The sequence below is a fragment of the Flexistipes sp. genome, assembly GCF_036172515.1.
In the GTDB taxonomy this organism is placed as follows: domain Bacteria; phylum Chrysiogenota; class Deferribacteres; order Deferribacterales; family Flexistipitaceae; genus Flexistipes.
In genome coordinates this window covers 288,766-301,774 of record NZ_JAXKVW010000001.1, presented here as the reverse complement: position 1 = coordinate 301,774, position 13,009 = coordinate 288,766, and the positions used below count along the sequence as shown (strand labels likewise).

Genomic DNA, 13,009 nt, shown 5'->3' with positions numbered 1-13,009 from the left:
GTGTATTATATTCTAATTTCTTGTCAGTAAACATACAACAAGTGCCGCTATACCCTCTTTTCTTCCACAGAAGCCCATTTTTTCAGTTGTTGTAGCTTTTATGGTAACGTCCTCTAAATCGATACCCAAAATCCCAGCCAACTTTCTTCTCATTTCGTTGATATAATTTCTAAGACGGGGTTCTTCAAGAATAATTTCGGCATCAACGTTGCATATTTCAAAACCTTCTTTTTTTATTAAAGAAACGACTTTTTTTAAAAGGACTCCTGAATTAATCCCTTTATATGATTCATCAGTATCAGGGAAAAGTGTACCGATATCAACTCCCAGTGCAGCACCGGCAAGAGAATCGATTATAGCATGTATCAAGACATCAGCATCGCTGTGGCCTGCCAGACCTTTTGAATAAGGGATTTCAATCCCGCCCAAAACAAGCGGTCTGTCATTTGAAAAACGGTGGGCATCGAAACCAATTCCGGTTTTAATCTTTATCCTGTTTGTCACCTTTTTCCTTTTCCTCCGGCTCATCTTCGTTTGGAATATCAAGCGTCACATCCAAGGAGAAATCTAAACATCTTGAAGGATCTGTAATGCTGTACTTCTTGTTACAGGTGGCTCTCCAGGCACACACAGCACAAGTCACCTTCTTTTTCTGCGTCATATGTCACCGTCCGAGACTGTAAAGTCTAAAAATGTTTGTTTAAAACATAAAAATATAATACAAGTTCTTACATGAACGAGTTTGTTATATCAATAATTTTTTTGCTGATAGTGTTTATAGGAGCTGCTGTTTTTTCGGCAAAAACAAAAAAACCCAGTTTTTTAAGCTTCGTACTCAACCTTGAAATTGAGTATATTATTATCGGTATGCTCATCTATCTTATTAATACGCATTATTTTAAAACCTCCGTTCAGAATACCACAATGACATTCATTTCGATAGCTTTATGCTTTATGGGTATGCTTATAGGGACTCAGTTTAAATACAAGGTGCTGCTGAAAGTGCCCGGCGCCTTCTGGCGATATATTATGGCAACCTACACCTTTTCTTTTCTGTCAATTTTTATAATTTTTTATTTTTTAGACTATAATACTCCGTATCTATATGCAATAATCTTAAATACAGGTATGCCTTATTCACTTACCCTTTTTGGCAGATTATTCCGGGTAGGGCCGTCCAAGCTGTTTAACTCAATGCTTGTACTTTCAATATACCCTGCCATTGCCCTTATCCATTACTCTCTTTATTTTTTCATTCAGGGCTCAGACTCCCCGCAACAGTTTCTCTCTCTTTTCTGGCTGGTCATTTTTACTGTGGGAATTATCAGCTATGAATCCCAGCAAACGCGAAAAATTATCAATACAATCAGTATGATATTTCTATTCATCCTTGCAGGCTTAAGTGTATATTTTGATGTGTCCCCGATATCAATGGGATTCATCAGCGGAATTATAGCTGCAAATTCACCTTTTGGAGATATTTTTTCAAACATATACCAGTCATTTGAAAGGTTTTTCTATCTTTTCATTTATATGATTCTGGGATTTTTTTTTATGAGCCAGCCTTATCCCGGAATAAAACACTTTATAACAGCTGTCTTAATCTTTTTTTCACTTTTGGTTATCAGACATTTTGCCTTTTCAAACTTATTCACCCGGCTTCACGGCAGAAACAGGGAAATACAATCTATAATGTCAATAGGGGTGCTTCCCGGTTTCCTACTTTTCGACACCTTCTTTAGCGGACTTTCTCTGATTCCGCTGGAAATTGTCACTGTATACCTTGTTTTATATCTTTTAACCGAAATAACTAACTACCGGATATTGGTCTATGAAACAAAACATTTATAACGTTACTTTTATAGTTGTATGCTTTCTTGCCCTTTATTTGCTTGAAAACTCACTTCAGGCCTTCCCTCTCAGATTGGGCATAGCTCTTCTTGTGTCATTTATAGCCGGAGAGATCCTTTCAAAAGCCGGGCTTCCCAGGATTTCCACCTATCTCATTATCGGTATAATTACCGGACCATACGCAGTCAGCTTTTTCAGTCTCAAAGAGGTGGCGGATTTGCGTATTATCGACTCGATTGCACTGAGTACAATAGCCTTTGTGGCAGGAAGCGATATCGACTTTAGAAAGGGGGGCATCAAATTTTCCAAAATACTCTCTTTTTCCCTGATGCAGTTCGTTATAGGATTTTTAGCAGCTTTGTTAATTTTTTATATTATGGGTAAATTCTTTCATTTCAGCCTGTTCACCAACATTTCCTTTATCCTGTTTCTGGCACTGATATTAAATGCCGTTTCCCCTGCAACCACTGTTGCTGTGATTAAGGAAACCGGCTCCAAAGGGAAGCTGACAGACTATGTTCTTTCAACAGCAATCCTAAAGGATTTCACCATTATCGTATGCTTTTCCATACTCCTCTCTTTGCTGGGCAGTCAGGGGGAAGAGGCCTCCATAACAAAGGTATTAACCGAAGAATTTATTTCGGCAGCCTCAGGTATTGCTGCAGGCTTTGCGGTCTTTGTGTATATGAGATTTGTCAAAATAAACCTCGGTGTATTTCTTTTCCTTACAATAATAATTATCACATGGATATGCCGGGAAATGCACCTCAGCAACCTCATGGTTTTTATTACTGCAGGTATTTTCCTCAACAATTTTACACGCTTCGGTTCCATTGTGACTGAATCCATCGATAAAAATTTCAATATTATACTGCTTATATTTTTCTTTTCAGCCGGTATGGTAATTGACTTAAGAGCACTGATGAGCATGTTCGGGCTGGCCGTTTTCATAGTTATTTTGAGAATTGTCATATTGTATGTATCGTGTTATATAAGCGGGAGCTTTATAAAGGAAGACTTTAAAATAAAACAACTGTCCTTTATGGGATTTCTCGGTCAGGCTGGAGTAAGTATAGGTTTTGCCAAAATCATTGCTTCAATATTTCCTTTTGGGGATATCTTTCAGACCCTGATTTTAGCAGTAGTGGGAATAAATCAGATAATGGGGCCTGTTCTTTTCAGGTTTTCATTGCAAAAAGCAGGTGAAATAAAATAAGGAGGCAAAAATGATAAAAAGGGTACAGGATATCGACTCCGAAGAGATGAAAAATCCGCATAACGGCAGGGGCAGCGCTCTGAGATTTGCCTACAGGGAAGCGGCAGAGCTGAACGGTAAAATAAAGGATTTTTTCATAGTTGATCTTCAGCCCGATTCTCAAATAGGCAGACATAAACATGAAAACAATGCCGAAATTTATTTGATGCTGGACGGTGTTGCCGTTATTAATGACAACGGCACGGAAGAACTTCTGAATCCAGGCGATATGCTTATTACCAGAAGAGGAGAAGAACATTCCATAGAAAACAAATCTGCAGCAGGCCTAACTTTCCTTGCAATTATAGTGGAATAGTGGTAAAGGGAAGGTTTTGAAAAATATAACGGAGGTTATGATGGAAAAAACATTTGCAATAATCAAGCCGGACGCCGTGTCCAAAGGTTACACAGGAGAAATAATCAGCAGAATTGAAAAAAAGGGCTTTAAAATCAGTGCAATGAAAAAGATTAAAATGGATAAAAAAACAGCCGAATCCTTTTATGCTGTTCACAAAGAAAAACCTTTTTTTGAAGCACTTACAACATTTATGAGCAGCGGGCCTGCAGTTGTTATGATATTGGAAAAAGACAATGCCATTGCTGAATGGAGAGAACTTATGGGAGCAACAAACCCGGAAGACGCGGAAGAAAACACATTGAGAAAAGATTTTGGCAAAAACATCGACAACAATGCCGTTCACGGTTCAGATGCACCTGAAACCGCTGACATAGAGACACGGTTTTTCTTTGCAGATATCGAGTGTGTATAATTTACTGAGGATATAAAATGAAATACAAAAGCACCCGCGGAGGTGTAGAAGGAATTTCATTTAAAGATGCTGTTATGATGGGGCTCGCTGAAGACGGCGGTCTCCTTGTTCCTGAAAATTTACCTGCAGCTGACATCGGGTATCTGCACAGTTGTGCATGTAAGAGTTACGAGAGCCTCGCTTTTGAAATATTCAAACTCTTTGCTGACGATATAGAAGAGAAAACTCTCTGGGAAATCGTTAAAGAAAGCTATACCAATTTTGATTCCGGAGAAATTGTACCGGTGGTTCACAAAGACGGGATATATGTGGCGGAACTTTTTCACGGCCCCACATATGCTTTCAAAGATATTGCTCTGCAGTTTCTGGGAAATCTTTTTGAGCATATCTTAAAAGAGCGCAGCGAAAAAATGAATATCCTGGGTGCCACAAGCGGAGATACGGGCAGTGCTGCGATTTACGGAGTTAAAGGCAAAGACAATATAAATATTTTTATTCTTCATCCCAGCGGAAAAGTTAGTCCTGTGCAGGAACTTCAGATGACCACAGTAAAAAGTGAAAACGTTTTTAACATCGCTGTAAAGGGCTCTTTTGATGACTGCCAGGCTATTGTAAAAAATCTTTTTTCCGACCTTGAGTTTAAATCCAAATACAATCTGGGTGCCGTTAATTCAATTAACTGGGCGCGTATACTGGCTCAAATAGTCTACTACTTTTATATATATTTTCGCATTTGTGATGAAAAACCAAACGGTGGCAATAATTTACGTTTCGCTGTCCCCACAGGTAATTTTGGAAATATTCTTGCAGGTTTTTACGCCCGCCGGATGGGTCTTCCAATCGATAAGCTGGTACTGGCAACAAATGAAAACAACATACTTCACAGGATGATCAGTCACGGCGATTACAGCGTCAAAGATGTTGTACAGACGTACAGCCCGTCTATGGATATACAACTTTCCAGTAATCTTGAAAGGTATTTATATTACCTTTACAAAGAAGACTCCGAAACCCTGAATAAAAAAATGAAAGAACTGAATGATGAAAGAAGAATACATTTTACAGAAGAAGAGGTTAATAAAATCCGCAACGTTTTCCTGTCCCAGGAGTCTTCCAACGAAGAAACCCTAAGCACCATTAGAAATTTCTATAATAGCACACAATATATACTTGATCCTCATACAGCGTGCGGAGTAAAAGCTGCCGAGAATTTTATGGCCATAGATAACTGTATTTACGTCTGTCTTGCTACTGCTCATCCGGCAAAGTTTCCCGAAGCCGTTTACAAAGCAATAGGTAAATACCCCGAACGACCAGAAGGCATCTGTAAGCTCAACGACCTTGAAAAACAATCATATGTTCTTAATAATAACACTGATGAAGTAAAATATTTTATTAAAAACATTCTGGAGGAAGGCGATAAAAACGCCGGTTGATAAATTCGATTTTCATCTGCCCGAAAAAAACATTGCACAGTATCCTTCGGACAAGAGGGATGAATCCCGCCTTCTGATTTATGAGAGAAAAAGCGGGGGAATAAGAGACCGTATTTTTAAAGATATTTTATCCGAAATAACCGAAAACGATTTTCTGGTTATCAATAATACAAAAGTACTGAAGGCAAGGCTGCTGGGAAGAAAAAAAACAGGCGGTAAAACTGAGATTCTTGTACTAAATGTTATATCGCCCACAGAGTGTGAAGGGATTACCAAAGGGAATATTAAAACAGGTGATATAATCTTTCTGGGTGACTTCACTGCTGAAGTCCTTGATACAGACACATCCGGCAGAAGCCGAATCCTTTTTTCCGACAATATATACCGGATAATGAAATGTAAAGGTCATGTGCCTCTTCCTCCCTATGTTAAAAGGGAGGACGAAAAAATGGATGAAAAGAGGTACCAGACAGTATACTCCTCCAACCCGGGCTCTGTTGCTGCACCAACCGCCGGTCTGCATTTCACAACTGATCTGTTGCAGAAAATAAAACAGAAAGGTGTTGAGGTTCTTGAGATAACACTCAACGTGGGGATCGGGACTTTCAGACCGATTAAGACACAAAATATTGAAGATCATCAGATGCATGAAGAGTATTTCCACATCCCGGAAAATACTTATAAAAGAATCAACTATTTAAAGAACGAAGGTAAAAATCTCATTGCAGTGGGGACTACAACATTAAGGGCTTTGGAGTCCGCTTCAAAAAACGGACAGCTGGTAAAACATGGCGAACTTAGCACGAACATTTTTATTAAACCCGGATATTCGTTTAATATCGTAGACAGAATGATAACAAATTTTCATCTTCCTAAATCCACCTTGTTTATACTAATGTGCGCTTTGTGCGGTTTGGATGAGATGAAGACCGTTTACAAACATGCCGTCAATGAAAATTACAGATTTTTCAGTTACGGCGATGCAATGTTTATAAAATAATAAAAACAGGAGTAATTTTTTGTTTGATTTTACAATAGAAGCTGAAGATAGCTCCTGTAAAGCCCGGGCTGCAAAAATAAAGACACACTCAGGCACAATTGAAACCCCTGTTTTTATGCCGGTGGGAACTGTAGGCTCTGTAAAGACACTGACTCCTGATGAACTTAAGGACTGCGGTGCTGAAATTATTTTAGGAAATACATATCACCTCTATCTCCGTCCAGGAACAGACGTACTGGAGCATTTCAACGGTATTCACAATTTTATATCATGGGATAGGAATATCCTGACAGACAGCGGCGGTTTTCAGGTTTTCAGTCTTTCGGAGTTGAGAGACATCTCTGAGGAAGGGGTCTATTTTAAATCACACCTGGACGGCAGTAAATTTTTTATGTCACCTGAAAAATCTATGGAAATTCAGAAAAGCATAGGCTCTGACATTGTTATGGCTTTTGATGAATGCGTGAACAATAATCTGGAAAGAAGTTATTTTGAAAAATCTGTTGACCTAACAACAAAATGGGCGGAAAGATGCAAAAAGGTGCCGCTGCAATCACATCAGAACCTTTTCGGTATTATACAGGGGGGCACATACAGGGATTTACGCAAAAAAAGTGCGGAAAATATTGTAAATATAGGTTTTAAAGGATACGCAATAGGCGGATTGAGTGTAGGTGAGGCCACAGATAATATGTATGAGATCACTGATTACACTACAGATTTTATGCCCGAAAACGCACCAAGATACCTGATGGGTGTTGGCACACCGGAAGATATTTTAAACGGTATTGAATTTGGGATTGACATGTTCGACTGCGTGATGCCCACAAGAAACGCCAGAAACGGAATGCTGTTCACAAGCAGTGGTAAATTACATATAAAACGCGCCCAGTGGATATACTCTGATGAACCGCTGGATAACGAATGCAGCTGCTACACATGCAGAAATTTTTCAAAAGGTTATCTCAGGCATCTGTACAAGGCAGGGGAAATCCTTGCTTTGCGCCTGAATACTATCCATAATATAAATTTTTATCTTTCTCTTGTAAAAGGTGCAAGAAATGCTATAAAAAGAGGGTGTTTCGCTAAATTTAAGTCAGAAATGATAAATAAAATGAAAACAGGAGGAGACAATGTTTGAATCAATAGCTTATGCCGCAGGGCAGCCTGCAGGAGGTAATCCTATAGGAGCCTTTTTACCTTTGATACTGATTTTTGTTATCTTTTATTTTTTACTGATCAGACCTCAGCAGAAAAGGCAGAAAAAGCACCAGGAAATGATTGCAGCCCTGCAGGCCGGGGATGAAATTGTAACTTCAGGCGGAATATACGGAAAAATCGACAAGGTGCTTGATGACAAGACCTTCCTCGTGGAAATTGCCAACGGAGTAAAAATAACCCTATCCAGAACCGCCGTTGCAACAAAAGCAGATCAGGACAACGGGGGCAAGGAGGAGAAGTAAATATGAAATACAAGGCTCGCTGGGCGACGATAATTATAGTTCTCGCAATTGCACTTTTTTACACTTTTCCTCTGAGCCGGATTAACCTCGGACTTGATTTGCAGGGGGGAATGCACCTGCTTCTCGGTGTGGAAACCAACGCAGCCGTTGAAGCAAAACTTGACACGCTTACAAATCAGCTCCGTAAAGAGCTGCGCTCTAAAAATATAAAGTATACCTACATCCAGCAGGGTGCTGACAATAAAATTAATATAGCACTTGAAAACGCCAAATCTGTTGATGATGTGAGGCAGGTACTCCAACAAAGTTATCCGATATTACAGGAAGTAGGGCTCGGCGAAGAGAAAAAGATTATAAGTGTTGGTTTAAAACCAAAAGAAGTGGCGCAGATAAAAGATTATGCCGTGGAACAGGCCGCCCAGGTTATTAGAAACAGGGTGGACGAGTTGGGAGTCAGTGAACCTCTGATACAAAGACAGGGGGAAAAAAATATAATTGTGCAGCTTCCGGGCATTACAAATCCTGACAGAGCCATCGATTTAATCGGAAAAACTGCTCAACTAAAATTTCATCTGGTGGATGAAGATGTTTCTCAGGAAGATATCAGACAGGGCAACATACCTTTCGGAGACATGGTTCTTTATCAGAAGGTTCAGAATGATGCAGGTAAGGTTGTGGAAAAAATACCCTACGTTGTAAAAAAAGATGCTATGCTCACTGGTGAATATCTTGTTGATGCTGAAGTAAGGATATCAAACCAGTTTAACCAGCCGTATGTTTGGATAAAATTTGATTCCGCAGGCAGTAAACTTTTTGATCAAATCACGGCACAAAATATAGGAGAACGATTTGCAATTGTTCTTGATAAAAACGTTTATTCGGCTCCGGTGATAAGAGAGCGTATTCCGGGAGGAGAAGCTCAGATTTCAGGTGATTTTACCATGGAAGAAGCCACCGATTTGGCTATTGTTCTCAGAGCAGGAAGCCTGCCGGCTCCGGTTAATATTCTTGAAAACAGAACAGTGGGGCCTTCTCTTGGTAAAATCTCAATTAACAAAGGGTTTAAATCGGCTCTAATAGGCATCATACTTGTTGCTGTTTTTGTTCTGTTTTATTACAGACTTTCCGGTCTTGTGGCCGATGCGGCACTGTTGATAAATTTTATTCTGATTTTGGGATTTATGAACTTTCTCGGTGCCACTCTGACACTGCCGGGTATTGCGGGTCTGATACTTATTGTTGGTATGTCGGTGGATGCTAACGTGCTGATATTTGAAAGGGTAAGGGAAGAGCTGCGTTTTGGAAGAACCCCTCTAAATGCCCTTGAAGCGGGTTATGAAAAAGCCATGTCCACAATCATGGACGCCAATATAACAACCTTTATTGCGGCAATAGTACTGTTTCAATTCGGGACAGGCCCCATTAAAGGTTTTGCCGTTACACTTTCCATTGGTATTCTGGCGTCACTTTTCACTGCAATTTTTGTTACACGAACAGTTTTTCTCACTGTTTACGCCGGCAAATCCAATAAAAGCATCAGTATATAGAGGAGTGGTAAATGTTTGAAGTAATTAAGCATAACACAAAAATAGATTTTTTATCCTTTTCAAAGAAATTCCTGCTGATATCTGCAGTTGTCGTAATAGCAAGTCTTGGAATAATTTTTGTAAAAGGATTTAATTACGGTATAGACTTCGCCGGAGGGACACTGGTGCAGGCAAGGTTTGACAATGCACCGGATCTCACAAAAATAAGAACTTCAATGGAGAAACTGGATATAGGTGAAGTAGTTATTCAGAACTTCGGCAATGAAAAAGAAGTTTTGATCAGGGTTGAAAAAACCAGCAAAGATCTTCAGAAGGTTTCGGATAGTATCCAAAATTCACTTACCCAGACATTTGAAAAAGGAAGTTTCAAAATAGTCCGGGTTGAGCAGGTTGGACCGCAGGTGGGAGCACAGCTTAAAAATAAAGCAACCATGGCTGTTTTATACGCTCTTATTGGAATTCTTATCTACATTTCACTCAGATTTGAGTTCACATATTCCCTGGCCGCCGTTATAGCACTTTTTCACGATGTGCTCATTACTCTCGGTATATTCAGCCTGGCTGGCATGGAGATAAACCTGCCTATAATTGCCGCTGTATTAACTATTGTGGGGTATTCCCTTAACGACACAATTGTTGTTTTTGACAGAATCAGGGAAACTATAAAAGCCTCCGGCGGGAAAAAGGTCTCCTTAAAAGAACTTATGAACAAAAGTATTAACCAGACACTGAGCAGAACATTGTTGACTTCATTTACAACCCTTCTGGCCGTCCTGTCCCTTTATCTTTTCGGAGGAGAGGTTATTCACGGATTTGCATTTGCACTGCTCATAGGCATTATAATAGGAACTTATTCATCTATAGGTGTTGCCAGCTCTCTGGTTTTCTTCTATAAAGAATATAAAGGCCAAAATAAAGAAACCGGGTAAATTACCCGGTTTCTTTTAATATTTTCATTAACCTGGTTTTTATTCTGCTGATCTCCGAATCACTTGTTACCTTGTTTTTATTTTTGTCTATAATGTAAAAGGAATCCACAACTCTGTCCACATCCGTTGAAATCTTGGCTTTTACCACGTTAATATGCATCTTTTCAAAAACGGTAAGCAAATTATACAGCAACCCCACTTTATCCTCCGTATAAACGTCCACAACTGTATAAAGGGTTGATATATCATTGTCGAAAACAATCTTATCAGCCTGCTTTGTTACACTCTTTTTACCGCCTGAAAGAAAACTCTCTGTTTTCTCCTCAAGCAGCTTTTCTATCTCCAGCTCATGGTTAATGACCTTTTTAATCGTTTCCTGAATTTTACTGGATTTTTCATCAATGATTCCGGTGTGCTCTTTGATATTTGAAACCTGAATGGTATCGATAGCTATATTATTGTCAAAGGTATAAATCTGGGCTCCCAGAATATTCATATCATACAGGGAAAATACACCGGCAAGCTTTCTTAGCAGACCGATAAAATCATATGTGCATACAGTAAACTCCACACACTTCAAGTCGTCCCTTTTTTCAGATACCACCAAAACATTATTAACCGTACTGAGCTGTAAAATCATGCCAAGATGCCGGTAAATATGTTTCAATTTATTGGAATAAACATATTCATCATCCATGGAATTCAGGGCATAATTGACAAAATCTCTGTTTTCATAACGCTCGGAGATTTTTCTCTTCTTCCTGGCAACAACTGCATCAAATTCTGCCGTGAGACTCTCTGCTGAAAGAGCTTTAATGGATTTTTCATACAATTCGGTTAGAAGCATGTTTTTCCATTCGCTAAAAACCTGCCCGCCCACTGCATTCATATCGGCGTAAGTAAGCAGATACAGCAGTTTTATATCCTCTTCATCATCAAAATAGCTGATAAAATGATTTATGACTTCAATATCATGAAGGTCTCTGCGCTGAGAAATATGACTCATCAGCAAATGATGTCTTACCAAGGAGGATACAACATCCGATTCATCCATATTCAGGCCGAGTCTTTTGCAAATACCAACAGCCATTTTGGCTCCAAGCTCCGAATGGTTTTTACCCTGCCCCTTACCGATATCGTGCAATAGGATGACAAGAGCAAGCAGATCCCTCCTTTCCAGAGATTTAAAGACTTCCTGGTAAACATGATACCTGAACGGCAGAGTACTTGCCAGATCATCAATATGCCTTAAAGCGATAACTGTATGCTCATCGACTGTATAATAATGATACATATCAAACTGCGCTTTGCACACAATGTGTTTAAATTCCGGAATAAACTGAAAAAACACGCCTGTTTTTATCAGTTTATTAACGGTTTTGGCTGACTTGGGAAAATTACTTATAATATACAGGAAATACCTCCCGTATTTTTTCACATATGCTTCATCAATCAAATACAGATTTTCGCGAATTAGATGCATGGCGGCATCGGACAATCTCAATCCTTTTTCCGTGGCAATTTTAAAAATTTTGAGCAGCTTTAAAGGATCTTTTTTAAATATTTCGGAACTGTCAACACTCAGATATCTGTTATACTTATAAAATCCGTACCCAAGAGAGACCGGTTTGGTAACGGCATTCGGATGTTTAGGGGTAATTTTTGATATTGTTGATTCCAAAATGGTTTCAGATATATCGGCAATCGTACGTGCTGCAATATAATAATCTTTGAGAAACTGCTCCACTGCCAGTACATTTGCACTGTCACTGTATCCCAGTTCACTTGCCACGGCCTTTTGGGATTCAAGGTTCAAAACATCATATTTCCGTCCGTGGAAATAGTGAAGCTCACACCTCACCCTGAAAAGAAAGTCGGCACATTTTCTCAGTTTTTCATAATCTTTGACCGATATTATCCGTTGTTTTATGAGATAGTCCAAATCTGAGGAACCGTATAACGTTTTTGTAATCCAGTATATTGTATTCAAATCTCTAATCCCGCCGCCGCCTTCTTTAATATTGGGCTCAAGTCTGTAGATGGAATCTCTGTATTTTTTTGAGCGGCGCCTTACTTCAGAGATTTTCAGAATCAAAAATTCTTTTTTTCCCCGGCCGATAACCTTCAATTTCAGTATATTTTTAAAGTCTTCGTAAAGGTTATTATCCCCCATGACAAGCCTGTTATCCATAAAGGAAGTTTTTACTATCTCATCGTCCAGCGCTGACTGCTGTATTTCATTTAATTCTTTAATCTGTATCCCCGGCAGCAGTTTGAGGTCCCACATTGATGTGGCAAATGTCTGCAGAAATTCCTCCTGCGATGGTGTTAATTCCCCTTTATGGAGAATTAAGAGATCTATATCCGAATATGGGGCCATCTCACAACGTGCATAACCGCCCAGAGCAACAATGCATACATTTTGGCTGGGAGCTCCGGAATAATCGGCAATTTCCCTGACAATCCTGTCAGCTATAACAGTAAGACTGTTTAAAAGTTCGAACGAGCTGGTGTAGTTATGCCTGCTTTTCCTGATTTTATTCCATTCGTCCCAATATTCCTTCTTCAGCTGATTTATCGTCTTAGTCTTCATATTTCTCCTAAATGAACTCAATTACCTTCTTTATCTTTTTATTCCAAATTTTTCAATAAAGGAATGAACTGTTACGGTTTAGTTTCCTTTTAAAAAAACCTTCACTTTTTTATACATTAATATATATTGCGGTGTAAAAGAAAAAAGCGCCTTTTAAAGGCGCTC

At 39.2% G+C, this 13,009-nt stretch carries 13 protein-coding genes; 10 read left to right on the top strand and 3 right to left on the bottom strand.

Features of this window, described 5'->3' with window-relative positions; translation table 11 throughout:
• Positions 1 to 12 precede the first annotated feature (12 nt).
• Positions 13 to 504: a 2-C-methyl-D-erythritol 2,4-cyclodiphosphate synthase gene (gene ispF, locus UMU13_RS01345; RefSeq protein WP_328216544.1), complete on the bottom strand. Its 492-nt coding sequence runs from the start codon at positions 502 to 504 to the stop codon at positions 13 to 15.
• Entirely contained in the window at positions 482 to 661 is a 180-nt protein-coding gene (locus UMU13_RS01340; protein ID WP_328216543.1) for a hypothetical protein, read from the bottom strand. The genes ispF and UMU13_RS01340 overlap by 23 nt, the downstream gene beginning before the upstream one ends.
• Positions 662 to 732: 71 nt before the next feature.
• On the opposite strand from UMU13_RS01340, the gene UMU13_RS01335 reads away from it, so the two are divergent.
• From UMU13_RS01335 to secF, 10 genes are read left to right on the top strand one after another with little or no spacing between them, the layout of a single operon-like run.
• A complete protein-coding gene (locus UMU13_RS01335) occupies positions 733 to 1,851 on the top strand; it encodes a hypothetical protein (protein ID WP_328216542.1) in 1,119 nt (372 codons plus the stop codon).
• On the top strand, positions 1,832 to 3,067 hold the full coding sequence (locus tag UMU13_RS01330; RefSeq protein ID WP_328216541.1) for a cation:proton antiporter: 1,236 nt from the start codon (positions 1,832 to 1,834) through the stop codon (positions 3,065 to 3,067). Before UMU13_RS01335 ends, UMU13_RS01330 begins: the two co-directional genes overlap by 20 nt.
• Positions 3,068 to 3,077: 10 nt before the next feature.
• Positions 3,078 to 3,422 carry a cupin domain-containing protein gene (locus UMU13_RS01325; RefSeq protein ID WP_328216538.1) on the top strand — a complete coding sequence of 115 codons (345 nt, stop codon included), beginning with the start codon at positions 3,078 to 3,080 and terminating at the stop codon, positions 3,420 to 3,422.
• A gap of 40 nt (positions 3,423 to 3,462) precedes the next feature.
• On the top strand, positions 3,463 to 3,876 hold the full coding sequence (gene ndk / locus UMU13_RS01320; RefSeq protein WP_442902122.1) for a nucleoside-diphosphate kinase: 414 nt from the start codon (positions 3,463 to 3,465) through the stop codon (positions 3,874 to 3,876).
• A 17-nt stretch (positions 3,877 to 3,893) separates the two neighbouring features.
• On the top strand, positions 3,894 to 5,312 hold the full coding sequence (gene thrC / locus UMU13_RS01315) for a threonine synthase (RefSeq protein ID WP_328216535.1): 1,419 nt from the start codon (positions 3,894 to 3,896) through the stop codon (positions 5,310 to 5,312).
• Entirely contained in the window at positions 5,266 to 6,312 is a 1,047-nt protein-coding gene (gene queA / locus UMU13_RS01310) for a tRNA preQ1(34) S-adenosylmethionine ribosyltransferase-isomerase QueA (RefSeq protein ID WP_328216674.1), read from the top strand. The genes thrC and queA overlap by 47 nt, the downstream gene beginning before the upstream one ends.
• A 19-nt stretch (positions 6,313 to 6,331) precedes the next feature.
• Positions 6,332 to 7,453 (top strand): tRNA guanosine(34) transglycosylase Tgt, encoded by a 1,122-nt coding sequence (tgt, locus tag UMU13_RS01305; protein WP_328216534.1) that lies wholly within the window; start codon positions 6,332 to 6,334, stop codon positions 7,451 to 7,453.
• Positions 7,446 to 7,775, top strand: a complete 330-nt coding sequence (yajC, locus tag UMU13_RS01300) for a preprotein translocase subunit YajC (protein WP_328216532.1) — start codon at positions 7,446 to 7,448, stop codon at positions 7,773 to 7,775. The genes tgt and yajC overlap by 8 nt, the downstream gene beginning before the upstream one ends.
• A 2-nt stretch (positions 7,776 to 7,777) precedes the next feature.
• Complete coding sequence (gene secD, locus UMU13_RS01295; RefSeq protein ID WP_328216530.1) at positions 7,778 to 9,322, top strand: protein translocase subunit SecD; 1,545 nt, start codon at positions 7,778 to 7,780, stop codon at positions 9,320 to 9,322.
• Between the two features lie 11 nt (positions 9,323 to 9,333).
• The gene (secF, locus tag UMU13_RS01290) at positions 9,334 to 10,251 is read left to right on the top strand and encodes a protein translocase subunit SecF (protein ID WP_328216529.1); all 918 of its coding nucleotides are present in this window, start codon (positions 9,334 to 9,336) and stop codon (positions 10,249 to 10,251) included.
• Position 10,252: 1 nt separating this feature from the next.
• Here the strand turns inward: secF and glnD are convergent, their stop codons facing one another.
• Positions 10,253 to 12,844: a [protein-PII] uridylyltransferase gene (glnD, locus tag UMU13_RS01285; protein WP_328216528.1), complete on the bottom strand. Its 2,592-nt coding sequence runs from the start codon at positions 12,842 to 12,844 to the stop codon at positions 10,253 to 10,255.
• Positions 12,845 to 13,009 lie beyond the last annotated feature (165 nt).